This is a genomic window from Mesorhizobium sp. M0500 (assembly GCF_040321165.1).
GTDB lineage: Bacteria > Pseudomonadota > Alphaproteobacteria > Rhizobiales > Rhizobiaceae > Mesorhizobium.
The window spans coordinates 1-22,293 of sequence record NZ_JAMYRB010000042.1; the positions used below are offsets into that span (position 1 = coordinate 1).

Genomic DNA, 22,293 nt, shown 5'->3' on the forward strand with positions numbered 1-22,293 from the left:
ACATGTGCGGGAACATCGTGGCCGATCCATCGGTCCTGTGCGACACTTTGAAAGCCCCCTCGGTCTTCCTCGTAATACAGGCGACAGCCACCTGGTCACCGCCCTTCAGTTTTGGTGCGTTTTCCCTCTCGCGCGAACTCAGTCATCAACAGGTGATTCGTGTCCGCTAAGTCGAGAGCTTTCACGGGGGATGCATCAGGCGGAGCTGCATTAGAGTTCGCGCTGATCGCGCCTTTTCTGATAATGCTTTTGATCGGCATCTTTGCATTCGGCTGGGCTCTGAATGCTATGTCGAGTGTTCGGTACACGCTGGAAACGTCGTCACGTGCGCTGCAAATGAAGAACTCGCTGACGCAGGCCCAGATCCAAGCCATTGCCACGGAAAAATTACTGGATTTGGGATTGAAAGACGTCGATGTAACAATAGCAATCGACGCCCCCAGCGGCGGCTTTCGCATGGCACATCTGACCGCCCAATATGCGTTCGTGATCGAGTTCCCGTATTTCAACCGATATCCGATAAATTATCAGACAACTGTCACAGTTCCCCTGATTGCATCGTGAGCACGTCCCCGGCCAGTCGAGCGGCACCTTTCGCAGGATGTTCGCTGCACGCCGCCTTTATAGGCGATCGCCTTGTACAGCGCGCCGTTGCCGGCTTTGTTCCGGCCGAGCCCCCACCCCTCGCCCAGCGCTGCGCCGCCGCTACTTGTTTGTTGACAGGCATGCGAGGCCTACATGTGGAATTTGGCAGCAGAGGGCTGGAGGCTCCTCAAGCAGAGCGTCATCGGCTTCATCGACGACAATGCGCTGAGCCATGGGGCGGCGATAGCGTTTTATGCCACGACCTCGCTTGCGCCGATCCTGCTCATCGTTGTGGCTATTGCCGGCATGGCCTTCGGGCACGAGGCGGCGCAACTCGCCCTTTCGGCACAGATCGCTGGCCTGATGGGGCCGCAAAGTGCCGAGCTGCTGCGAGCTACGATCGAAAACGCCTCGCAGAAGGAAGCCGGAACCCTCGCCAGCATTCTGGGGCTGGTCACGCTGTTCGTCGCCGCATCCGGCGTGTTCGGCGAGATGCAGCTGGGGTTGAACGAAATCTGGAAAGTCAAACCGAGCGGGGCAACGATTTCACGAATGGTTCGGGCACGCATTGCAAGCCTGGGCCTCGTCGCGGCGCTCGGCTTTCTGCTCCTGGTGTCGCTGGTCGTAAGCGCTGCAATTTCGGCGCTCGGAGACGTCATCAACGCCTACCTGCCGTTCGGCACCATCATCCTGAGCGCGATCAACGGGATCGTCTCGTTTGCCCTGATCACGCTGCTGTTTGCCGCAATCTACAAGGTGCTGCCGGACCGCAGCCTGCAATGGCGCGATGTCGGCATCGGCGCCGTGGTCACCGGGTTTCTGTTCACCATCGGCAAGTCGCTAATTGGCTGGTATATCGGAACCAGCGCCATCTCATCGTCATACGGCGCGGCCGGCGCCCTGCTCGTCGTGCTGTTATGGGTCTATTATTCGGCCGAGATATTTCTGCTGGGCGCCGAATTCACGCGAGCCTATTCGGTTCGACACGGCAGCCGGTCCGATTTGAAGAACAAGGTGGAATTGCATGACAAATGAGTTCACGCCGAAATTCGACCTCGCCGGCAAGGTGGTGCTGGTCACCGGGGCCTCGCGCGGCATCGGAGGCAGCGGCAGGCAGCCGCACTGGTCAAACCAGCTTTCTCATCCATCGCCGGCGAGCCAACCGACCATGTTCGCCATCAGTCTTCCGTAGAACGGCCATCCGAGGAAATCCTGCGAGAGCCAATGCGGGCCGATATCGGTTGCCCAGGCAATCGTGCGGCCGCGGCCATGGCTACCGACGGCAAGGAGCGGCCAGTCGGTGCCGCGATGGTGGCAGGTCGCCAGAAGCCGGGACGAACCGTCGCGCCTGAATTCCAGCTTGTTCATGCCGAGAATCGGCGGCAAAGGCCCCTCCACCCCGGAAAAAATCGGATGTGACGACTGCAGGATGGAGGCCTGCACGCCTTGCGGCACCTCCATGCCGTCGCAGTAGGGTAGGCAACGGACCGGCAGAACGTCCTCGACCGGGGTGTCGTGGAAACGCGCCGTCCCGAACATGCCCTGAAAGCCCATGTAACCGCCGGCCAGCATCAGCCCGCCGCCACCTTCGACATAGGCCTTGAGCACATCGAGGCGGTTGACGCCGACACGCCCGGCGCGGGCATCCGGCGTCACCAGCAATGTCAGGGCGCCGACGTCGGAGATCACCACCGCCTGATATTGGGCGAGCCCATCGAGGTCATAGGGAAACGCCGCGCTGCAACGCTCGCCGCCGATCTGCGTGACCGCGATGCCTTCAGTGGCCAGCGCGGCATTGAAGGCCGTCGCACCATTTGTCGAGGCCGCACTTGTAAGCACGTCGCTGCCGATGGCAACCGAGGTCGTCGCTGCAAAGGTTTCGCCTGCAAGCAATATCTTCATTGCCGCCCCGCACTGTTTTCATTCGAGAGGTTTTTAGGAAGGGCGCCGGATGGACCGGCGCCCCCTAGAACTCAAGCTCTATAGGATCAGAATTTGAACTCGGCCAGATTTTCGGGAGTCACGATCTTGGCCGGACCAAGGATCAGTTCGCCGCCGGCGCCAATCGTGTATTCGCCGAGCCTGCCTGCCGTGAACTTCTCACCCTCCTTGCCGGTGATCTTGCATTGCGCAAACGCCTGGGCCGTCTGATAAGTAAGATAGCCAAGATCGGTGACGTTCCACCAGATATCCTGAGCCGCTTCGTCCTTGATGTATTTCGAGATCAGAGTGGCCGGCGCGAGCCCGGTCAGCTTGACCTTGCCGATCATGCCCGCTTCCTCGAGTGCACGCGCGGCCGCCGGAAGGCCGATGCCTGCCGGGACGATGATCACCTTGAGATCGGGAAACGCCTGCACCAGCGCCAATGCCTGCTGCTGGTTGATCTGTTCGCTTTCTTCGCCATAGGCCACCTGCACCAGCTTCATTTTGGAGAACTTCGGCTCGGCCGCCATCTTCGCCTTCATGAAGTCGATCCAGGCATTCTGGTTGGTCGCCGTCGGCGTCGACGACAGGATCGCGAATTCGCCTTCACCGCCGCTGAGGGCGAATGCACTTTCGAGCATCATCTCGGCGAGGCTGTCGCCCTTCACCTGATTGACGAACACCGCACGCGCATCGGCGGCCACATCGGAGTCATACGAAATCACCCTGACGCCCTGCTGAACGGCGCGCTTCAGCGCAGGCGCGACGGCATTGGCGTCGTTGCCGGCAATTGCGATGACTCCGACCTTCTGCGACACGAGGCTGTTGATGAAATCGATCTGCGCCTCGGCGGTCGCCTGCGATGGGGCGACCTGGGTAGCGGTGCCGCCAATTTCCTTGGCTGCCTCTTGTGCGCCGCCAAAGGCCACTTTGAAGTAGGGATCCGTGTCGAGCTTGGGCAGGAAACCGACCGTTACGGGTTCCTTGGCGCACTCCTGGCTGAAGGCCAGCGAGCTTGGCGCAAGCAGAACCGCGGATGCGAGCAGGGCTAATCTAAACGCTTTCATTGTGACTCCTCCGTCAAAATTCGGGCTTGAAGGAAGGGGCCCGAGATCACCCCTTTGTCTCGCGCATTGCGCGGGATCTGCTGAGCATCTCCTGTGTGGAGCGCCAGTAATTGCCGATCAGCAGCGAGCCGATTAGAAGCAGGCCGATGATCATGCCCTGCGCGTCGCCACCGATCTGGTTCAGCGCCAGCACGTTGCGGATGATGGCGATCAGGACCAGTGCCAGCATGACGCCGGTCAGGCGGCCCTTGCCGCCAAAGACGCTGACGCCGCCGAGCAGCACGATGGTGATGACGTCAAGCTCCATGCCGAGCGCATTGTTGGCGCGGGCGTTGGAAAGGCGTGCGGTATAGACGATGCCGGCTATCGCCGCGACGACGCCCGAGACGACGAACAGGTTCAGCACCATCCGGCGCGTGTTTATGCCGGAATAGCGCGCCACTTCGGGGCTGCCGCCGAGCGCGTAGATGCGCTTGCCGGTCGGCGTCTTCTGCAGCACGACCGCAAACACCGGCGCCAGCACCAGGAAGGGCACGATGGTCCACGGTATCTCGGTGCCAGGCAGGTTGTTGATGCCGAAATCGACGACCGCGGGCGGCAGGATGTTGACCGAGCCAGTGCCGAGCAGGATGTAGCCAATGCCTCGATAGAGCGCCATGGTGCCGAGCGTCACAACCAACGACTGCAGTCCAAGGCCCGAGACCAGATAGCCGTTGAAGGCGCCGAGCAGGCCGCCGATGACGAGCGTCAGCGGGATTGCGGCAAGTGTCGGCACACCGGCCTGGACCAGCAAGCCAAAGACGACGGACGTCAGCGCCAGCACCGAGGCGATCGACAGGTCGATCTCGCGGGTGATGATGAGCAGCGTCATCGGCAGGATCAGCAATGCCTTTTCCGAGGCGCTGGCGGCCAGTTGCGAGAGATTGAAGCCGGAAACGAAATTCGGCACGAAGATCGCGGCATAGAGGAAGATGGCCACGCAAGAGGTCGCCAGCAGCAGATCCCAGAAGTCGATCGAACGGAGGAACTTTTTCACCGCGCCCTCGCCTGTCTTGCCTGCTCGGCCCGCCGCACGATGAAGGTGTCGATGCCGATGGCGACCAGGATCACGAGGCCGTAGACGCCCTGCAGCCACAGCGGGTCGACGCGCACCAGCGTCAGCCCGTTCTTGATGACGAGCAGCGTGAGCGCGCCGAGGATGATACCGAGCAGCGTGCCCGAACCACCGCGGATGGCGACGCCGCCGACCACCGCCGACGCGATCACGGTGAGTTCGAAGCCGAGCGCGACGCGGGCATCGATGGTCGCATAGCGCGATGCCCACAGCGCACCGCACAGGCCGCCGAGCAGGCCGGCCATGCCAAAGGCCAGCAGGATGCGCCGGTCGACGGGGATGCCGATAAGACGCGCGCCGTCGGGATTGGAGCCGGCGGCGAACAGTTCGCGCCCGATGGCCGTGCGATAGAGCAGCACATAACCCAGGCACAGGATGACGATCGCGATGACGACGATCAGCGGCACGCCGGCGATCTTCAGGCCGGTCATGTCGAGCCAGGCTTGCGTGACTTCGTCGGCGCTGATCTGGTCGCCGGCTGCCCAGATCGAGTTGAAGCCGCGGAAGATCGACATCGAGGCCAGCGTGACGACGATCGCCGGGATCTTTCCCCTGGTGACGACGAGGCCGTTGATCAGGCCGGCGACGCCACCGACGGCGCATGCGGTTATCAGGCCAATGCCGATGTCGAGCCCTGGATAGGCCTGGACCATGCTGGCCGCCATGTAAGCCGACAGGCCGATCACCGCGGCGATCGAAAGGTCGATGTTGCGGGTGATCAGCACCAGCATCTGCGCGAGTGCTGCAACGACGAGCAAGGCGGCATCCATCGACACGGCGGTCAGGTTTGCAGCGCTCACCATGCGCGGGTTGATGATGGTGACCGGGATGGCGACCGCCAGCATCGCGGCGAGCAGACCGAACTCCCGCCGCTTCAGTATGTCGAGCGGTCCTTTTCTCTTCTCCTCGCCGGCGGCCTGTGCCGCCGCATCGGCGCTTTCGCCGACCTTGGTCGCTGCTTCCAGCACCTTTTCCTGAGTCGCTTCGCCCCTGGCAAATTCGGCCGTCCGATGGCCTTCGCGCAGGACGATGATGCGGTCGCACATGCCGATGAGCTCGGGCATTTCGGAGGAGATCAGGATGATTGCCATGCCCTGGGCGGCAAGGTCGGCGATCATCGCATGCACTTCCGCCTTGGTGCCGACGTCGATGCCTTGCGTCGGCTCGTCGAGGATGAGGACGCGCGGTTCGGTGCGCAGCCATTTGGCCAACACCACCTTCTGCTGGTTGCCGCCGGACAGTTCCTTTACCGGCTGCGCGTAGCCGGAAAAGCGAAGCTTCATGCGCTTCAGCCAGTCCGAAACCAGATTGATCGCGCGGTTCGTGCCGTAGAAGCCGGAGCGGGCTGCCTTGTCGAGGACTGGCAGCACCGCGTTGTCGAGGATGGAAAAATCCATCACTAGGCTCTGGCCCATGCGGTCTTCAGAGACATAGGCGATACGCGCATCCATGGCGTCGCGTGCCGACGCGAAGCGCACAGCTTCGCCGTCGATCAGGATTTCGCCGGCATCGGGCTGGTCGATTCCGAACAGCACGCGCGCGATCTCGGTCCGCCCGCTGCCGACCAGGCCGCCGAGCCCGAGCACCTCGCCGGCATGGAGCTTGAGGTCGATATTGGAAAAGCCACCGGCGTGCGAAAGCCCCCTCGCCTCCAGCACCAGTGCGCCGGTGGCATGGCTTCGTTGCGGATAGAGGTCGGTGACCTCGCGGCCGACCATCATGCCGATGGCAGCGGCGCGGCCAAGCTCGGCCTTCGGCTTGACGCCAATGAGGCGCCCGTCGCGCAGCACCGCGATGCGGTCGGCGATGCGGAAGATCTCGTCCATGCGGTGGCCGACGAACATCATCGCCACGCCGTGCAGCCGCAGGTCGGCGACGACAGTGAACAGCCGCTCGACCTCGCGCTGCGACAGGGCGGCCGTCGGCTCGTCCATGATCAGCACCCGCGCGTCGAGCGACAGGGCGCGGGCGATCTCGACCAGTTGCTGTTCGGAGGTGCGCAACGTTCCGAGCCGGGTTTCGGCCGGCACGTCGAGGCCGACTGTCGCCAGCACCCTGCGCGCGCCGGCAAGCATGGCGGCGTTGTCGATGCCGCCGAAGCGGTCGCGCGGCATATGGCCGAGATAGATGTTCTCCGCCACCGAAAGATCAGGGAAAAGACCGGGGTGCTGGTGCATGACCGAGATGCCGGCAGCCTGGGCGTCGTGCGGCGAATGGAAGACCACAGGCTTGCCATCGACTTCGACATGGCCGCCGGTCGGGAGATACACGCCGGCCAGCAGCTTTACGCAGGTGCTCTTGCCGGCGCCGTTTTCGCCAAGCAGAGCCAGCACCTCGCCTGAGCGCAATTCGAAGGACGCGTCCTTGAGGGCAATCGTGCCGCCGAAGGCTTTTGTCGCCTGAACCAGGGCAACGGGGACAGCCGCGTCGCTCTTCACCATGGCGTCGGCTTCGCCTAATGCGCCCAAGTGCAGCACCTTTCCTCCCTGGTCCCTGTTTTTTCAATTTGCTATATTAAATGGTCGAATGCCGCAACTGGAAAATTGACTTCCATGGCCGCGAAGGGCACTGTCGCGTCGCGCACGGGTGCGATTGGAGTGCTCGACCCCGCGGCAGCCTCAAAGCCGCAAGCGGCTGGAGTGGCTCTGCGGGAATGAATGGGGAGGCGCCGGTTTTGTCCGGAAAAGGCAGCAATTCGGTCAAGGTTCGGCATTATAACGAGCGCTTCGTGCTTGATGCCATTCGCCGCCTGAAGGAGGCATCCAAGTCCGATCTGGCGCGCGCCGCAAATCTGACGCCGGCCGCGGTCGCCACCATTGTCGACGGGCTGGAATCGTCCGGATTCGTAAAGCAAGTGGGGAAAAGGTTCGGGCAACGCGGATCCCCATCCACTCTCTACCGACTTGCACCTGAGCGTATCTACAGCGTCGGCATCAAGATCGGCCGGCGCGCGCTGGAAGCCGTGCTCGTCGACTTTGCCGGCGAGGTCCGCTCGCGCGAGTCGCACGAATATCGCTTTCCGGATCCCGACATGGTGCTCAAGGCCGGCAACATGTCGCTGGCCAATTTCGACAAGCTGGTCGAGGGGCTTGGCGATGCCAGCATCGTCGGCATCGGCATCGCCTCGCCATATTTTCTCGGCGGCTGGAGCGAAGAGCTCGGCTTTCCCGACGATCTCGGCAGCCGCTGGGAAGCAATCGATCTGACGACGTTCTTCGCCACAAAGCCGAAGACCCCGGTCTTCGTGGAAAACGACGCATCATCGGCCGCACTCGCCGAACTCATCCAGGGGACCGGCGCGCGGTTCCGCGACTTCATGCATATCTCGATCGACACCTTTGTCGGCGGTGGACTGGTGCAAGGCGGCAAGGTCCATACCGGGCCGCACGGCAACAGCGCCGCGCTCGGTCCTTTGCCGGTCTCGCCTTCAAGCCTCGATTCGGTGGCGGCCAAGCCGGCGCGCTACCAGAGCCTGCTGCATCGCGCTTCGATCTATGTGCTGGTCAATCATCTCAAATCGCGCGGCATCGAGATCAACCGCGTGCGCGAACTCGACCCCTTGCCGCCAGGGGCGCGCGAACCGCTATCCGAATGGATCGACGATTGCGCCAATGCGCTGGTCGAGGCGATCATCGCCATCACCTCCGTCATCGACATCGAAGCGATCGTTCTCGACAGCATCCTGCCGCGGCCGATCCATCTCGAGCTGCTGGCAAAGGTGCAGACCCAGTTCAACAGGATCAGCGCCATCGGCATCGTGGCGCCGGAAATCGTCTCGGGACAATTCGGCCCCGAGGCCTCGCCGATCGGCGCGGCGATGCTGCCGTTCTCGGCACTGTTGGCGCCCGACAGCGGCGTGCTCATGATCGGCAAGGACAGAACAATGCTGCCGGGCAGCCTTTCGAGGCTTGCCAGCCAAGGCCAACCAGCAAGAAGCTCAGCGCCTTCAACGGCATAAGATAGTGCCGCGAAAGAGCATCAAGCTCCGGGCATCATCAACATCAGCTCGCAGTCCGGCACGGCACGACGGGCTTTTTGCGTCGGCACCGGAACTTTTAGCGGCTGCTAATCTTCATTCGTCACCAACATTGAAATGCCGATCGGTCCGCGCTCCGCTTCAGTGCGGGCCCAGGAAGCAAGGAGGAACATATGAACTGGGATCAAATCAAGGGAAAATGGACGCAGTTCAAAGGCAAGGCGAAGGAGCAGTGGGGTGACCTCACCGACGACGATCTTGATCGTATCGAGGGCAATAGGGACCAGCTCTTGGGACGCATCCAGGAGCGATATGGCATCGCCAAGGAAGAGGCGGAGCGCCAGGTTGATAACTGGTCCAGAAGCATCAGCTGAGCCTTTGGATGCAATGCCGTTTGCTGCCCACCACCGGGGTGAAGCTCTGCGTCGCCCGCCGTGCCGACTGGTGCGGTGGGCTCTTTCGACAGCGAGGCCCGCGAGGAACCTTTAGCCGCATCTAATGTTCCACTTGCGTGGCGGGCTTCGCCTCGGCGTGCCCAGCCCGTAGGCGAAGGAGCGTAATCATGAACAACATTATCTGGCTGGTCGGCGCCATCGTGATCGTAATCGCCATTTTGAGCTTTTTGGGTCTGCGATAGGCCTTAGCCCTCTCCTCGACCTCTTCGATTCAGCAACGGCTCCCTCTCGGCGTGGCCTCACTGCCCGTTGCATTCAAGCAGGTCAGACTTAGGTCCCAAGCAAGATACTCCAGGATTGGACCGAAGCCCCGGCTGGGAACGTAGCCGGCTGGCTCACGTTGTGGTGAGCTTTGGCGCGACGAAGATGCGTCCGGGCGGAAGAGTTCAAGCCAGGGAGGAGAGGCCCGACGCTCCGAACGGGCGGCGGGTCTGGGCGTAAATGCAAACGATCAGCAGGCTGTTCAATTCCCATGCCCAGGCAGCACGTGCCGTGGCCAGGCTTCAGGCTGCCGGGATTCGTCGCCGGCAAATCAGCGTCGTCGGATCTTACAATGACAATGATGAACCGATCAGCGTTGCTGGATATTACGACGATGAGATGAGTGCTCTCTGGCGGGGTGCCGTCGCTGGTGCCGCACTTGGCGCGACGGCTGGTCTGTTGGCCGGCTTCAGCGCTTTTGGAGCTCAAGACGTTGATCCTGCGGGGATGACCGGCATGGCCCTGGTCGGTGCGGCTTGGGGCGGCTTTGCCGGCGTGCTTCTCGGAACTTTCGCCAATTTCGCCCAGAAGCCGCGCAAGCCGAAGATCGCAGAAGGTGTCGTACTGGTGATGGCCCGCGTCGATGAAAGGCAGGCCGGCGCCGCGCATACGGTGCTCCGGAGTTTCGCGGAGATGCCTTCCGGGCCGATGAAGAGGAGCGCTTTGCCAAATTCAAGCCGGCTCCGCGTCCGATCTGGTGCCCGATGAAGTTTGTTTCGCGAAACGGGAATTCAAACCGGAGGCGCCCGACGAAAGCTTGGCAAACCAACACTTTGGAAGCATGCGGGCTACTTGCCGTCGTGTTGTCCTTTGTTCTTACCGTTCTATTGGTTGGTCTCATCCTTGGCTGAACCCATGCCCCTTGCCACCGGCGACACTATGCCCGGCAATTGGCGAAGGTTGTGGCCAGTTCGAAGGATTAAACCATTCGTGCTAAGCGTTAATAGCTTGTAGCCATAGGAGAGGACGCCAACGTGGACAAACGGGCTGAAGGAGACGCGGAGAAATTGGCTCGAGGCGAGTTCGAGCTCAGAGCCGAACGATATGGTGTGAACGCCTTTCTTCTCGTTGTCGAACTCGTAAATCTGCTGGAAAAGCGTGGAACGATCAGCAGCGACGACGTCGCGAAAATAGCCGAAGCCGCCGCACTTGCCGTTGCCGCATCCAGCGAACCCGACGTGAACAGCATCAATCTGTTGCAGGCCATCGCTGCCGCACGCCGGCCCAAATAGGCTTATATCAAATCCGCCAGCAATCGGCGCCAACCGATAAACGCTATGTTGAACTGATCTCGGTCGAGCGTACGGAGCCTTTCCATGTGCAATGACTACCAGCAGCACATCGCCTGGGCCGAATACTGCCGGATGATGGAATCGCTGGCGCTCAAAATCCCCAGCCATCAAACCGAATTGGATCTGCCGCAGGCGGATGACATCCACATCAACGACCCCGCGCCTGTAATGCGCGCCGCCGGCGACGCAATCGAACTGGCGTCGATGACGTTCGGCTTTCCCCGGCCGGGCCAAAAGGCGGACCTGTATTCAACTTTCGCTCGGAGGGCCGGCAGTTCAGCAACAGCAAGCGCTGTCTCGTTCCGGCGTCGGCATTCTTCGAATTCACGGGAACGAAATATCCAAAGACCAAGCACAGGTTCACGCTGAATGGCCATTCGTTCATGGCGATTGCCGGGCTGTGGCGCGAGGGTGTCGGCAACAAGCCGCCGACGTTCACGATGCTGACGACCGATCCGGGGCCGGATGTCGCGCCATATCACAATCGGCAAGTGGTTGTGCTGCGGCCATCGGACTGGGCGGCATGGATCCATCTGACGAAGTCCGAGGCTGAACTCATGCTGCCACTGCCGGAAGGGTCGCTCAGCGCGGAAACAGTTCGCGCAGGTTCCGAGTAGGATCCATCGGAAGACTGCGCGCGCTGAGCTACGGCCGCGCCGCATCGTCACGGCGATGCGCGCCATGCTCAGAACGAATGCCCGCGCGATATAAGCGCTTCAGCCCGGCTTGACGTAGCCGGCGGTGACCTCGTCTTTGTGGGCGGCGAAAGCTTCCAGGACTTCAGTTTTCTCAGGCTTCGGAATTTTGAAATGATCCAAGGTCCGCCCGAGTTCGGCTGCGACCTCATCGAATTCCGCGGGGGAAATCCGCAGGTCGCGATGCGCCTCCTCGAGACCGAGCGGCGTCGTACCGGGCTTAGTGGCGACGAACTTGAAGGGCCCGCCAGAAACGTCGCAGACCCACAGCGTGCGCATGAACTTGAGGCCGGGCAACCTTTCCAGGTTCTTGGTGTGCCATTTGCGCAGCTGCGGATTCTTGGATTTCTTGCCAACGATCGGGTTCTTCACGACGGCGTCGCTGAAGTGATCGATCACCGCTGCGATGGCAAACACGCCGCCCAGCCGCTCATACAGACTTTTCTCAGCTGTGGTCTTCTTGGCCTGGGCGAGCGCGTTGTCGGCAGGCAATACCGCCGTCGATGCCGCGGTCAGCGCCAGCGCGGCGACAACACTTCGTCTTGTCAAAGAGGTCGAAACAGCCGTTTTCATTCCTGGTTCCCTTCGCGGTTAGGCCAGAGCGAGCCGCAGCCTGTCTGGCGGGCTTCATGAAATGACATTCGGACACTTTGCCGTATTTTAGCACCGCCTAACGAACTAACGAGCCGTTCGCCCGAATTATTCCGATTGGGCGCATTGTCATGGTCAACATGCGTCAAAAGGGGCGAAGGTCGCGCGGATGAGGAAGGCTTAGCAGGCGTCGCTGCACGCGGCAGAGGTCGCGAAGCCACTTCGGCCGCATCTGTGCCCCTGACCTTGGGCATTTTCCTTCTGTGTCGTGTTGTCGGCGGCAATCAGCCCCGGTAGGGGGCGTACAATCGCTTCCCGCGGCTTTGCCGGCTGCTTGCGGCCAATAGCTTGTGCTTTTCGAAGATCGCGAGCTTCTGCGGATAGGTCATCCGCACCTTGGCGTTGCACCCGTCGCATCTGAAGTGCGCGATTGTTCTTAGTGCGGAGCCCTTTCTTACCGCCGGGTGTGAGCAATCCGGACATTCGAATGTGAGCGCGACATCAGATAAGTCTTCGGCCAAACCCATTTCTATCCCCTTCGCAAGCTCGGTGGCTACACTCTGGCGATCATCAATGGGCAATTCAGATGCCAATCCGATTGTGCCAATGCGGGACTAGAACAATTCGCCTCGGAACGCCGCCTAGCTAGTGCGCCTTCTCTGCACCTTTTGAGCGACGAAGAGACCTAACTTCCTCCAGCAGTTCGCGCTCATTGGTAGTCACGTTTCGGAAGATTGCGACAATCATCACCGCCAAGGCTTCGGCATCCAGGCTTAGAGGGTCAATGTGCTCATCTGCGCAAACCTGATCAAACACGCGTTCACAAATAGCCAAATCGTGAGGGCTGAGGCGAGTGCGATTGAAACGCCGGCGCGACATTTGCGAGCCTTCGAGGCCGCTGCCCGTGCAAAAGAAGCGGGTCTTCGCGAGAAACGCGAGTCATTGAGCGATTGTTCCCGGCTGCAAGCTTTGTTAAGCCGCTTGCAGCAGGGCAGACTAGAACGCTTTCCCCGCGCGCATCATGGCGCGTGCGAGCGCCGGGAGGTGCGCGTGCAAGACCACTGTTTCGACGAGCTTGTGCGCGTGGCACTCGACAGATCGCGGGGCGCCATATTTTTCGGCAACCTCGCCAACCGCGCACAATCATCATCGAGCAGGTAAGGGAGCCGTGGAAGATGCGCCAGCGAAAACAATCTGGTGCTGCGAGAGAGGATTGAACTCTCGACCTCTCCCTTACCAAGGGAGTGCTCTACCACTGAGCTACCGCAGCCGCCGATGGCGGGGCTTCTGCCATATCGAACCGGCAAGCGCAAGGCCAAGACAAAGACGGGTTGAAAGGCCGCACCGGGCGATCGTTGCGGACATGGCCGTGCCACAATGTTGGCTATCCCTTGATACGCACCGGCGGGTCGCCGGCCGGGGACCGAACGATGAACGGCAAGACAGTTTCTCCGAACAAGGATGGATCACCGAAGAAGGATGATTCAGCGAAAAAGGCCGGAACGGGCCGCAAGGACCGGCTGGCCGAGCAGTTGCGCGCCAACCTGCAGAAGCGCAAGGCGCAATCGCGCTCACGAAGGACCGGCGACGCCGACAAGCGGCGCGCTGGCGAGGCCGACGAGCGGCCGGAGGGGCTGCAGGCGGCGATGAAAAAAGATTAACGCGAATCGGCTATGTTGGTCGCCGGTACTTTGGCCAAGTCGGCGTGGGCCAAAGTGGGGAGTAGCCTGTTTCTTGAACCAAGCCGGCCAATGGTCTAGATGGCCGCAACAGACTCAACCGATTTAAACCGGCCTTGGCGCCGAGGGGACGCTCTTCATGGATCGCATCAGAATTGTCGGCGGCAACAAGCTTGCCGGAAGCATTCCGATCTCGGGCGCGAAAAACGCTGCGCTGCCGCTGATGATCGCCGCGCTTTTGACCGACGACACGCTGACGCTGGAAAACGTGCCGCATCTGGCCGATGTCGAGCAGCTCATCCGCATCCTCGGCAATCACGGCGTCGACTACTCGGTCAATGGCCGCCGCGAAAAGCAGCAGGAAGGCTATTCGCGCACCATCACTTTCTCCGCCCGCAACATCGTCGACACGACGGCGCCTTACGAGTTGGTGTCGAAGATGCGGGCCTCGTTCTGGGTGATCGGCCCGCTGCTGGCCCGCATGGGCGAAGCCAAGGTGTCGCTGCCCGGCGGCTGCGCCATCGGCACACGGCCTGTCGACCTGTTCCTGGAAGGCCTGCAGGCGCTGGGCGCCGATATCGATGTCGACACCGGCTATGTCATCGCCAAGACCAGGAACGGCCGGCTTGTCGGCAACCGCTACATGTTCCCGAAAGTTTCGGTCGGCGCCACCCATGTGCTGATGATGGCGGCCTCGCTGGCCAAGGGCGAGACGGTGCTCGAAAATGCCGCCCGGGAGCCGGAGATCGTCAACCTCGCCGAATGCCTCAACGCCATGGGCGCGAAGATCTCCGGCGCCGGCACGGCGACCATCACCATCGACGGCGTCGAGGCGCTGTCGGGCGCCCGCGTCAGGGTGATCCCCGACCGTATCGAGACCGGCACCTATGCGATGGCGGTGGCGATGACCGGCGGCGACGTCGTGCTGGAAGGCGCGCGGCCCGACCTGTTGCAGACGGCGCTCGACATCATTTCGCAGACCGGCGCCGAGATCACGCAGACCAATTCCGGCATCCGCGTCAGGCGCAACGGCGCCGGCATTTCGCCGGTCGACGTGACGACGGCGCCCTTCCCGGCTTTCCCGACCGATCTGCAGGCGCAGTTCATGGGCCTGATGACGATGGCCAAGGGCAAGTCGCGCATCACCGAGACGATCTTCGAAAACCGCTTCATGCACGTCCAGGAACTCGCCCGGCTCGGCGCCCACATCACGCTGTCCGGCCAGACGGCGATCGTTGACGGCGTGGCGAAGCTGAAGGGCGCGCCGGTCATGGCGACCGATCTTCGCGCCTCGGTGTCGCTGGTCATCGCCGGCCTGGCCGCCGAAGGCGAAACCACGGTCAACCGCGTCTACCATCTCGACCGCGGCTTCGAGCGGCTGGAGGAAAAGCTGTCCGGCTGCGGCGCGGAGATCGAGCGCATTTCGGGCTAGAGCCTTTCCGCAGGCTTGTGGCGCGGTTGCACCGATCGCCAAGACCGCCTAACAGAAGGCCAATTGTAAACCTTCGCAGGTGCGAATTCCGCATGAATGGCCTCAAGCTTGTCGCGCTCGACGATCAGGATCTGGGCATCATCTCGGCGCATGTCCAGGATGCTGTCATGAAGGTCAGCGATCTCGAATACCTGCCTTCGGTAAAGCGCTTCGTGCTGACCATGAACCGCTTCGTCTGGGAGGCGAAATCCGGCTTCTTGCGCCAGCACAATGAGCGGCGGCAGGCCGTGCTGCATTTCGACCGGGTGCTCGGCGCCAAGACCAGCGGCATTGCCCGCGACAAGCCGGACGAAGTGCTGTCGCTGCTGGCGATCAGCTTTCTCGCGCTCGACAAGCCGGCCGGCATCGTCGAGCTGATCTTTTCGGGCGGCGGCGCGATCATGCTCGATGTCGAATGCATCGAGGCACGGCTTGCCGATGTCGGCGGCGCCTGGGAAGCGACGTCGCGCCCGGTCCACAGGGTCTGAGCCGATGGCCATCACGCTTCGCCAGTCCGACGCCGATTTCGAGCAGCGCTTTGCCGCGTTCCTGCTGACCAAGCGGGAAGTCTCGGCCGATGTCGACGCCGTGGTGCGCGAGATCATCGCCAAGGTGCGTGCCGAGGGCGACGCGGCGCTGGTCGGGTACACGCAGAAATTCGGCGGCGGTGACCTGGCCAGGCTCGGCATCGCCGTCTCCAGGGACGACATTGCCAAGGCTTACGAGGCCGCCGATCCGCAGACGGTCGAGGCGCTGAAATTCGCGCGCGAGCGCATCCGCTCCCACCACCAGCGGCAGCTGCCGCAGGACGACCGCTACACCGATGCCGCCGGCGTCGAGCTCGGCTCGCGCTGGACGGCGATCGAGGCCGTCGGGCTCTACGTGCCGGGCGGCACGGCGAGCTATCCGAGCTCGGTGCTGATGAACGCGATACCGGCCAAGGTCGCCGGCGTCGAGCGCATCGCCATGGTGGTGCCGGCCTCCGGCGGCGAGGTGCCGCCGCTGGTGCTGGTGGCAGCCGACCTTGCCGGTGTCTCCGAAATCTACCGCGTTGGTGGCGCCCAGGCGATCGCGGCCCTTGCCTATGGTACCGAAACGATAAAGCCCGTCGCCAAGATCGTCGGCCCCGGCAATGCCTATGTCGCGGCGGCCAAGCGCCAGGTGTTCGGCACGGTCGGCATCGACATGATCGCCGGGCCGTCGGAAGTGCTGGTCGTCGCCGACGGCAGCAACGATCCGGACTGGATCGCCGCCGACCTCCTCGCCCAGGCCGAACACGATGTGTCGGCGCAGTCGATCCTGATCACCGACGACCGTGCCTTTGGCGCAGCGGTCGAACAGGCGGTGGAGCGGCAGTTGCAGAACCTGCCGCGCGGAGAAACGGCGGCGGCGAGCTGGCGCGATTTCGGCGCCGTGATCCTGGTGCCAACGATCGAGGCAGCACTGCCGCTGGTCGACCGCATCGCGGCCGAACATGTCGAGCTTGCCATCGATGACCCAGAGGCCTTCCTGGCGCGGATGCGCAATGCCGGTGCGGTGTTTCTCGGCCGTCATACGCCGGAAGCCATCGGTGACTATGTCGCCGGCTCCAACCACGTGCTGCCGACGGCGCGCTCGGCGCGCTTTTCGTCCGGGCTTTCGGTGCTCGATTTCGTCAAGCGCACCTCGGTCCTGAAGCTCGGGCCGGAGCAGTTGCGGGCACTGGCGCCGGCGGCGATCACGCTCGCCAAGGCGGAAGGGCTCGATGCACATGGACGCTCCGTCGGCATCCGGCTGAACATGTAGAATGTCCGACTACGACCAAACCCGCGCCAGGCTGATCGATGTCGAGCTCGACGAGACGATCGGCCGCTCGACGCCCGATGTCGAGCATGAGCGGGCGGTGGCGATCTTCGACCTGATAGAGGAGAACCGCTTCCAGCCGGTCAATGACGACGGCGCCGGACCGTACCGACTAAAACTGTCGCTGGCCGAGTCCCGGCTGGTGTTTGCGGTGGCGCGCGAGGACGGCGCAGCCGTGGTCACCCACATCCTGTCGCTGACGCCGCTTCGGCGCATCGTCAAGGATTATTACATGATCTGCGAAAGCTATTACGATGCCATCCGCACCGCGACACCCAGCCACATCGAGGCGATCGACATGGGCCGGCGCGGCCTGCACAATGAAGGCTCGCAGACGCTGATGGACCGCCTTGCCGGCAAGATCGAGATTGACTTCGACACGGCGCGCCGGCTGTTCACGCTGGTTTGCGTGCTGCACTGGCGAGGCTGAACTGGCCGCCCCGCTGCCCCGCGCGATCCTGCCCCGCTCGATCCTGTTTGTCTGCGGTATGAACGCCGTGCGCTCGCCGATGGCCGAATTGCTGGCGCGCAAGGTGCTTCCGCCCACCACCTTCGTCGCCTCGGCGGGAGTGCGCGGCGGCGAACGCGATCCGTTCGTCGATGCCGTGCTGGCCGAAGAAGGGCTGTCGCTGGGCGAACGGCACCCGAGAACGATGGACGACCTCGAGGACGACTATTTCGACCTGATCGTCACGCTGGCGCCGGAAGCCCACCACACCGCGCTCGAGCTCACCCGCTCGCTGGCCGTCGAGGTCGAGTATTGGCCGATGCCCGACCCGACCGGCGTCAGCGGCACGCGCGAGCAGATCATGGCCGCCTACCGCGACGTGCGCGAGCGGCTGAAGGCGCGGATCGGCCGCCGTTTTCTCGGCACCGGGGCTGAAAACGCCGCGGATTAAGCATGTTCACAAGCGGACGTTTATCATATAGGTTCCGCGCAACTTTCCGGCCGGGGCGCTGGAAGTACCCATCCAAGCAAAGGTATCGAATGCCGAAGGAAGAAGTCCTCGAGTTTCCGGGTGTCGTGACGGAACTGCTGCCCAACGCGATGTTCAGGGTCAAGCTCGAAAACGAACATGAAATCATCGCCCATACGGCCGGCCGCATGCGCAAGAACCGCATCCGCGTTTTGACCGGCGACAAGGTCCTGGTCGAGATGACGCCCTACGACCTGACCAAGGGCCGCATCACCTACCGCTTCAAGTAAGTTCAAGAACCCGGCCGGGATCGCGATGGGCATTTTGCAGAAGCTCGTGCTTGCCTCGGGTTCGCCGCGCCGGATCGAGCTGCTGCAGCAGGCCGGCATCGAGCCGGACCGTGTGCTGCCGGCCGATGTCGACGAGACGCCGCTGCGCGCCGAACACCCGCGCTCGCTGGCCAAGCGCCTGGCAACACAAAAGGCCGAGAAGGCGCTGGCTTCGCTGAAGACCGAAGCCGACTACCTGCCGAGCTTCGTGCTGGCCGCCGACACGGTGGTTGCCGTCGGGCGGCGCATCCTGCCCAAGGCCGAGACGCTCGACGACGCCGCCAACTGCCTCGGGCTTTTGTCCGGCCGTTCGCACCGGGTCTATTCCGGCATCTGCCTGATCACGCCGGGCGGCAAGCAGCGCTTGCGGCTGGTCGAGACCAGGGTGCGTTTCAAGCGGCTGCCGCGCGAGGAGATCGAGGCCTACATCGCATCGGGAGAATGGCGCGGCAAGGCCGGCGGCTATGGCGTCCAGGGGCTCGCCGGCGCCTTCGTCGTCAAGCTTGTCGGCTCCTACACCAACGTCGTCGGCCTGCCGCTCTACGAGACGGTAGCGCTTTTGAGCGGCGAAGGGTTTAAGGTGCACGCCAACTGGCTGTCGGGTGCGCGGATATGAGCCCGGACGACAAGGTCACGCCATTGCGGCCCAAGCGGCCCTGCCCCGAATGCGGCAAGCCATCGGCGCGCGAAACCTACCCGTTCTGCTCGACGCGCTGCAAGGACATCGACCTCAACCGCTGGCTGAAGGGGGTCTACGTCATCCCGGGCCGCGACGACGAGGACGAGAACGACGACCAGAAATAGCGCCGTCCACCTGCGGTTTTCCACAGGTTTGGGACGGTTTCGCAGCCGCGATCGTGACCGATGATCGGCCTTGCGGACTGCCTGTCGTTTCCCGCCTGAAATCAATGTCCAGAACTTGTTCCATCAGGGCACTGTCGGACGGAACAGGTTCTGGCGTTTTGTTTGAGCATGATCTTTTCCGAAAACCGGATTCCACTTTTCGGGATCATGCTTTTTGTCTGAGCATAATCTTTTCCGAAAACCGGATTCCACTTTTCGGGATCATGCTCTAAGCGCTGGACAGGCCGAATTCCCGTGCTATAACCCACGCGCTTTCAAGGGGTGCCGACGGCGCTTTCATGAACCCGGTGTGCAGATTGCCGCCCACCGGAGCAGGCCCAGATAGCTCAGTTGGTAGAGCAGCGGACTGAAAATCCGCGTGTCGGTGGTTCGAATCCGCCTCTGGGCACCACTACTTCCTCATATAAAATCAATGGCTTGCGGTGTCGCCAACTTGGCGACTTACGGCATTTCATGTCGCGCCGATGTTGCTGTCCGATCAATCGGCTGCTCGATGAGCGAGCACGGACTGTAAGAAGCGAAGCGAATGAGATCTGGTATGACTTTTGTACGCGGGGCAAAGGCCATACCAGAGGATTCGGTCAGGCCGCCTCAACAGGGCGAACGATAGAGGTCAGCGACGAAGACGTCTCTCAATTCCGGGATGCGATAGGTGTCGCCGACCGCAAAAGGCAGATCCTCATCGCTGCATACACGCAATCCATGCCGAAATCCGCTGAGGAAGAGGCGCTTGACGCGGATCAGCAGGATATTGCCGATGGCTTCGAGAGGCGGTTCGCCAGCGCTGAGCTAAGGCCCGAGCAAGCCGCTTTCAGACGTTCTCTCATGCGGTCTTTATGGTTCGAGATGCGTGGGCACTGTTTACGAGAGGCTTACAGGCCGGCAGGTGCGGCATCGGGCCAAACCGGAGTTCATACGCAGGCATTACGAGGAATTCGCGTCCCGCAATCGGCAGGGAGATACTTGAACCTCAAGACGTCTGGAAATTACGGCGCGAACCCGCGTTACGTTGCCAGAATCCCCCAACCTACGAAAGTACCTCGCGACGTCGGGATGCTTGCGATCGTCCTGCCTCAAAAGGGCAAGTGCATCGTTGGTCACCGGCGAGCGCCGTCGCCAAACGCACTGATGAGCAGAGGCGAGCAGCGCTTTGTCTGATTGAGCCAAGCGAAGCGCAGCCAAAAACGACACTCGATACTTTCCTGCCAATAGCTTCAACAAAGACCAGCCTCATGGCAAATGCTCGGTTTCAAATTTCATGTGCCCGCCGGCTTTACCGCTTTCTGGCAACCACCAGGAAATTCTGCGCAAGCTCCGCCGGAATCCTGGCACTTGCGCAGATCCTTTCAAACGGCACGATCAATATTTCGCAGAGTCTTGGCAGCAATTTCCCGGGTCGCGGCAAAAAACCGTACCCAACTATCCGCTCGACAATAAAGCCGTTTGCAATGAGCGTCTGCTCGTATCCTTTAATGCTCAAAGTGTGGCGGACTGTCCCTCCTGCATAACGGTTCAGAATGCGGCAGACCAGCCCTATTGGCGAGGTCGCATTCATGTGGATATTCGAGATTAGCAATCCACCTTCGTTCAAATGCGCGCTGATGGCCGACAGTGCATCCTTCCTGAGCTCATCTTCAGCATTGAGGAAGAATCTGAATGCCGTGACCACGTCGAACCTTTCGGCGAGCGGAGAGAGCGTAATATCAGCGCGGACCAATTTCACGTTCTTCGGAACCCGTGCGCTAGCCAGCATAGATTGGGAGATGTCAACGCCGACGACTTCACCAAAAAATTGAGCTGCGATATTTGCTATGCGGCCTGTGCCGCATGCGAAGTCCAGGCATTTCCGGTTCGGCCCGCCGACAGGCAGGAGAGTACGTTCGACCAAGGGCTTTTCGATACCCGACCACAGAGCTGCATAGTAGCCGGACCGGAACGTGTCGGAGTAATGGGCACCGTACCCATCCGTCTGGTGGCTTGCTCGGTAATCCCGACGAGCGGGTGCACGGTTCTCATGGACGCTGCCTAACGGTCGCCGCTGCGCCCGTAGAAATCTGCGAATGCCAACGAACGATCTCACCGTGAGCACCATGCAACTCGCGCCTCTAGTCTGGCCCGACGCATGCCGTCGCGGGCAATCCGTGCCCCACGATGCGCGCGACGACCTGTTCGAAATTGCGTGGGTCGAGGCCGTCGACACGCATCAGCGGCCATTTGTCTTGCAGGCATTGGCCGATCTCCCTCGCGATATCCGCTTGCTTCAGGCCCCTGACCACTCCGACTTCGAGAAGGCGCTCGAGGTACGGCTGCCGCGCATACCGCTCAATGAGGCGGTGGCGCAGCGTTTCCCCGGGCGCGTCGACTTGAATGAGGAGATCCGGTCGCGGCAGGAACGTCATGCAATTACGAACCATGTCGATACTTGGATTTCGTGCCAACAGGACGAGCGCACACAACGCCTGAACGATGCCCTCTTCGAAAATGAAGTACCCTTCTGAGGCCTGCGCCGTATTCCAGGCTTCGAAGAGCAAAACGACGTCGATCTTCAGACGCAACGCCCATATTCGACTTTTTGGAGGGATCGATGCCAAAAGCCGCGCAGCGGCCCCCTCGCTCGGCGGGGTCGAGAACAAGACCGGACTCGCGGTGGCGAGCTTGTGCACCAGACGCTGGATGCCATGGCGTGTCTCCGGGCCTTCATCCTCGACCGAATCGACTTCGCTGCCGAAAGACACAAAATCAATCCGGCGATAGCCATTGACTGTCTTCACACGGATGTCGCGTTTCGCCAGCTCACGGCAAAGGGCGCGGAGAAGGGTCGTCTTGCCTGCACCAGGCGGACCGAACAACTCGATAATCATGTAGGGACCTCCCGAACAGGAAACAGAAAGATCGGATGAAGCGAGCTCGCCCGCTCCGGCGGTGTGGCGAGCGTAAACACTCTGGCATCCGCCTGGCCGAGTTGACCCCGCTCGCTGGCATCCTGCTGACGCCGCAAAAAGATTTGGAGGAGATGCGATGCGGCGGGAACTGCCTTTCCATGGCGTGCAGTCCCGCCTGTTGAGCCGCGACAGCGTTGCCGGTTGACTTGGGAACTTGCAATTGCTTCTCGATCGCCTGCGCTTGCGGCTGGTTGACACGCCTGTCGCTGTCGAACTGGCTCGTCGCCCGTGCCATCTCCTGATCGAGCGCGTGCCCCACGGTTGCCCGTTGGTCGACGTCGGTCGTTGTG

General features: G+C 61.9%; 22 protein-coding genes, 2 tRNA genes and 1 pseudogene. 16 read left to right on the forward strand and 9 right to left on the reverse strand.

Annotated elements, in window-relative coordinates:
* Positions 1–159: 159 nt before the first annotated feature.
* Positions 160–564, forward strand: coding sequence for a TadE/TadG family type IV pilus assembly protein (locus NKI70_RS31875; protein ID WP_023677423.1), 405 nt, complete (start codon positions 160–162; stop codon positions 562–564).
* Positions 565–738: 174 nt separating this feature from the next.
* Positions 739–1,620 (forward strand): YihY/virulence factor BrkB family protein, encoded by an 882-nt coding sequence (locus tag NKI70_RS31880; protein WP_023677422.1) that lies wholly within the window; start codon positions 739–741, stop codon positions 1,618–1,620.
* Positions 1,621–1,725: 105 nt separating this feature from the next.
* On the opposite strand, the gene NKI70_RS31885 is transcribed toward NKI70_RS31880, so the two are convergent.
* The 4 genes from NKI70_RS31885 to NKI70_RS31900 form a co-directional block, all read right to left on the reverse strand.
* Positions 1,726–2,487 carry a glutamine amidotransferase gene (locus NKI70_RS31885; RefSeq protein WP_023677421.1) on the reverse strand — a complete coding sequence of 254 codons (762 nt, stop codon included), beginning with the start codon at positions 2,485–2,487 and terminating at the stop codon, positions 1,726–1,728.
* 86 nt (positions 2,488–2,573) lie between these two features.
* Positions 2,574–3,575, reverse strand: coding sequence for a rhamnose ABC transporter substrate-binding protein (locus tag NKI70_RS31890; RefSeq protein ID WP_352624340.1), 1,002 nt, complete (start codon positions 3,573–3,575; stop codon positions 2,574–2,576).
* Between the two features lie 46 nt (positions 3,576–3,621).
* The gene (locus NKI70_RS31895) at positions 3,622–4,611 is read right to left on the reverse strand and encodes an ABC transporter permease (RefSeq protein ID WP_352698097.1); all 990 of its coding nucleotides are present in this window, start codon (positions 4,609–4,611) and stop codon (positions 3,622–3,624) included.
* Positions 4,608–7,166 (reverse strand): ATP-binding cassette domain-containing protein, encoded by a 2,559-nt coding sequence (locus tag NKI70_RS31900; protein WP_352698099.1) that lies wholly within the window; start codon positions 7,164–7,166, stop codon positions 4,608–4,610. Before NKI70_RS31900 ends, NKI70_RS31895 begins: the two co-directional genes overlap by 4 nt.
* Positions 7,167–7,363: 197 nt before the next feature.
* Here NKI70_RS31900 and NKI70_RS31905 point away from each other — a divergent pair, with 197 nt between their 5' ends.
* From NKI70_RS31905 to NKI70_RS31915, 3 genes are all read left to right on the forward strand, one after another.
* Positions 7,364–8,647 carry an ROK family transcriptional regulator gene (locus NKI70_RS31905; protein ID WP_352698101.1) on the forward strand — a complete coding sequence of 428 codons (1,284 nt, stop codon included), beginning with the start codon at positions 7,364–7,366 and terminating at the stop codon, positions 8,645–8,647.
* 191 nt (positions 8,648–8,838) lie between these two features.
* Positions 8,839–9,039: a CsbD family protein gene (locus NKI70_RS31910; protein ID WP_023719429.1), complete on the forward strand. Its 201-nt coding sequence runs from the start codon at positions 8,839–8,841 to the stop codon at positions 9,037–9,039.
* A gap of 522 nt (positions 9,040–9,561) precedes the next feature.
* Positions 9,562–10,089 carry a hypothetical protein gene (locus tag NKI70_RS31915; RefSeq protein WP_352614733.1) on the forward strand — a complete coding sequence of 176 codons (528 nt, stop codon included), beginning with the start codon at positions 9,562–9,564 and terminating at the stop codon, positions 10,087–10,089.
* Positions 10,090–10,205: 116 nt separating this feature from the next.
* Here the strand turns inward: NKI70_RS31915 and NKI70_RS31920 are convergent, their stop codons facing one another.
* Positions 10,206–10,646 carry a hypothetical protein gene (locus NKI70_RS31920; protein ID WP_352698103.1) on the reverse strand — a complete coding sequence of 147 codons (441 nt, stop codon included), beginning with the start codon at positions 10,644–10,646 and terminating at the stop codon, positions 10,206–10,208.
* A 51-nt stretch (positions 10,647–10,697) separates the two neighbouring features.
* Here NKI70_RS31920 and NKI70_RS31925 point away from each other — a divergent pair.
* Positions 10,698–11,290: pseudogene (locus NKI70_RS31925) on the forward strand (SOS response-associated peptidase).
* A gap of 99 nt (positions 11,291–11,389) precedes the next feature.
* Here NKI70_RS31925 and NKI70_RS31930 read toward each other — a convergent pair.
* Together NKI70_RS31930 and NKI70_RS31935 are read right to left on the reverse strand one after the other, a co-directional pair.
* Complete coding sequence (locus NKI70_RS31930) at positions 11,390–11,941, reverse strand: group I truncated hemoglobin (protein WP_352698105.1); 552 nt, start codon at positions 11,939–11,941, stop codon at positions 11,390–11,392.
* A 1,213-nt stretch (positions 11,942–13,154) separates the two neighbouring features.
* Positions 13,155–13,229 (reverse strand) — tRNA-Thr (locus NKI70_RS31935).
* A gap of 160 nt (positions 13,230–13,389) precedes the next feature.
* Here NKI70_RS31935 and NKI70_RS31940 point away from each other — a divergent pair.
* The 10 genes from NKI70_RS31940 (at position 13,390) to NKI70_RS31985 (ending at position 19,452) form a co-directional block, all read left to right on the forward strand.
* The gene (locus NKI70_RS31940; RefSeq protein WP_352683168.1) at positions 13,390–13,620 is read left to right on the forward strand and encodes a hypothetical protein; all 231 of its coding nucleotides are present in this window, start codon (positions 13,390–13,392) and stop codon (positions 13,618–13,620) included.
* Between the two features lie 157 nt (positions 13,621–13,777).
* The gene (murA, locus tag NKI70_RS31945) at positions 13,778–15,070 is read left to right on the forward strand and encodes a UDP-N-acetylglucosamine 1-carboxyvinyltransferase (RefSeq protein WP_352614714.1); all 1,293 of its coding nucleotides are present in this window, start codon (positions 13,778–13,780) and stop codon (positions 15,068–15,070) included.
* A 92-nt stretch (positions 15,071–15,162) separates the two neighbouring features.
* On the forward strand, positions 15,163–15,597 hold the full coding sequence (locus NKI70_RS31950; RefSeq protein ID WP_352698108.1) for a DUF2948 family protein: 435 nt from the start codon (positions 15,163–15,165) through the stop codon (positions 15,595–15,597).
* Between the two features lie 4 nt (positions 15,598–15,601).
* Positions 15,602–16,894: a histidinol dehydrogenase gene (gene hisD, locus NKI70_RS31955; RefSeq protein ID WP_352698110.1), complete on the forward strand. Its 1,293-nt coding sequence runs from the start codon at positions 15,602–15,604 to the stop codon at positions 16,892–16,894.
* Position 16,895: 1 nt separating this feature from the next.
* The gene (locus NKI70_RS31960; RefSeq protein WP_292663977.1) at positions 16,896–17,381 is read left to right on the forward strand and encodes a UPF0262 family protein; all 486 of its coding nucleotides are present in this window, start codon (positions 16,896–16,898) and stop codon (positions 17,379–17,381) included.
* Between the two features lie 58 nt (positions 17,382–17,439).
* Complete coding sequence (locus NKI70_RS31965; protein ID WP_502898953.1) at positions 17,440–17,850, forward strand: arsenate-mycothiol transferase ArsC; 411 nt, start codon at positions 17,440–17,442, stop codon at positions 17,848–17,850.
* Between the two features lie 89 nt (positions 17,851–17,939).
* Positions 17,940–18,158: a translation initiation factor IF-1 gene (infA, locus tag NKI70_RS31970; protein ID WP_006200926.1), complete on the forward strand. Its 219-nt coding sequence runs from the start codon at positions 17,940–17,942 to the stop codon at positions 18,156–18,158.
* Positions 18,159–18,183: 25 nt separating this feature from the next.
* A complete protein-coding gene (locus tag NKI70_RS31975) occupies positions 18,184–18,813 on the forward strand; it encodes a Maf-like protein (protein ID WP_352457706.1) in 630 nt (209 codons plus the stop codon).
* Positions 18,810–19,001 (forward strand): DNA gyrase inhibitor YacG, encoded by a 192-nt coding sequence (yacG, locus tag NKI70_RS31980; protein WP_023677402.1) that lies wholly within the window; start codon positions 18,810–18,812, stop codon positions 18,999–19,001. The genes NKI70_RS31975 and yacG overlap by 4 nt, the downstream gene beginning before the upstream one ends.
* Positions 19,002–19,376: 375 nt before the next feature.
* Positions 19,377–19,452 (forward strand) — tRNA-Phe (locus NKI70_RS31985).
* Between the two features lie 882 nt (positions 19,453–20,334).
* Here NKI70_RS31985 and NKI70_RS31990 read toward each other — a convergent pair.
* On the reverse strand, positions 20,335–20,949 hold the full coding sequence (locus NKI70_RS31990; protein WP_245274725.1) for a class I SAM-dependent DNA methyltransferase: 615 nt from the start codon (positions 20,947–20,949) through the stop codon (positions 20,335–20,337).
* 217 nt (positions 20,950–21,166) lie between these two features.
* Positions 21,167–21,922 carry an AAA family ATPase gene (locus NKI70_RS31995; RefSeq protein WP_051406149.1) on the reverse strand — a complete coding sequence of 252 codons (756 nt, stop codon included), beginning with the start codon at positions 21,920–21,922 and terminating at the stop codon, positions 21,167–21,169.
* Positions 21,923–22,293: the final 371 nt, after the last annotated feature.

What these genes read in the sequence shown, in the direction of transcription:
- NKI70_RS31965 (WP_502898953.1), top strand. Translation starts at nt 17,440, where the DNA reads ATGAACGCCGTGCGCTCGCCGATGGCCGAATTGCTGGCGCGCAAGGTG.
- murA (WP_352614714.1), top strand. Translation starts at nt 13,778, where the DNA reads ATGGATCGCATCAGAATTGTCGGCGGCAACAAGCTTGCCGGAAGCATT.
- NKI70_RS31960 (WP_292663977.1), top strand. Translation starts at nt 16,896, where the DNA reads ATGTCCGACTACGACCAAACCCGCGCCAGGCTGATCGATGTCGAGCTC.
- NKI70_RS31930 (WP_352698105.1), bottom strand. Translation starts at nt 11,941, where the DNA reads ATGAAAACGGCTGTTTCGACCTCTTTGACAAGACGAAGTGTTGTCGCC.
- NKI70_RS31995 (WP_051406149.1), bottom strand. Translation starts at nt 21,922, where the DNA reads ATGATTATCGAGTTGTTCGGTCCGCCTGGTGCAGGCAAGACGACCCTT.
- NKI70_RS31975 (WP_352457706.1), top strand. Translation starts at nt 18,184, where the DNA reads ATGGGCATTTTGCAGAAGCTCGTGCTTGCCTCGGGTTCGCCGCGCCGG.
- NKI70_RS31950 (WP_352698108.1), top strand. Translation starts at nt 15,163, where the DNA reads ATGAATGGCCTCAAGCTTGTCGCGCTCGACGATCAGGATCTGGGCATC.
- hisD (WP_352698110.1), top strand. Translation starts at nt 15,602, where the DNA reads ATGGCCATCACGCTTCGCCAGTCCGACGCCGATTTCGAGCAGCGCTTT.
- NKI70_RS31880 (WP_023677422.1), top strand. Translation starts at nt 739, where the DNA reads ATGTGGAATTTGGCAGCAGAGGGCTGGAGGCTCCTCAAGCAGAGCGTC.
- NKI70_RS31940 (WP_352683168.1), top strand. Translation starts at nt 13,390, where the DNA reads ATGAACGGCAAGACAGTTTCTCCGAACAAGGATGGATCACCGAAGAAG.
- infA (WP_006200926.1), top strand. Translation starts at nt 17,940, where the DNA reads ATGCCGAAGGAAGAAGTCCTCGAGTTTCCGGGTGTCGTGACGGAACTG.
- NKI70_RS31910 (WP_023719429.1), top strand. Translation starts at nt 8,839, where the DNA reads ATGAACTGGGATCAAATCAAGGGAAAATGGACGCAGTTCAAAGGCAAG.
- NKI70_RS31915 (WP_352614733.1), top strand. Translation starts at nt 9,562, where the DNA reads ATGCAAACGATCAGCAGGCTGTTCAATTCCCATGCCCAGGCAGCACGT.
- NKI70_RS31890 (WP_352624340.1), bottom strand. Translation starts at nt 3,575, where the DNA reads ATGAAAGCGTTTAGATTAGCCCTGCTCGCATCCGCGGTTCTGCTTGCG.
- NKI70_RS31885 (WP_023677421.1), bottom strand. Translation starts at nt 2,487, where the DNA reads ATGAAGATATTGCTTGCAGGCGAAACCTTTGCAGCGACGACCTCGGTT.
- yacG (WP_023677402.1), top strand. Translation starts at nt 18,810, where the DNA reads ATGAGCCCGGACGACAAGGTCACGCCATTGCGGCCCAAGCGGCCCTGC.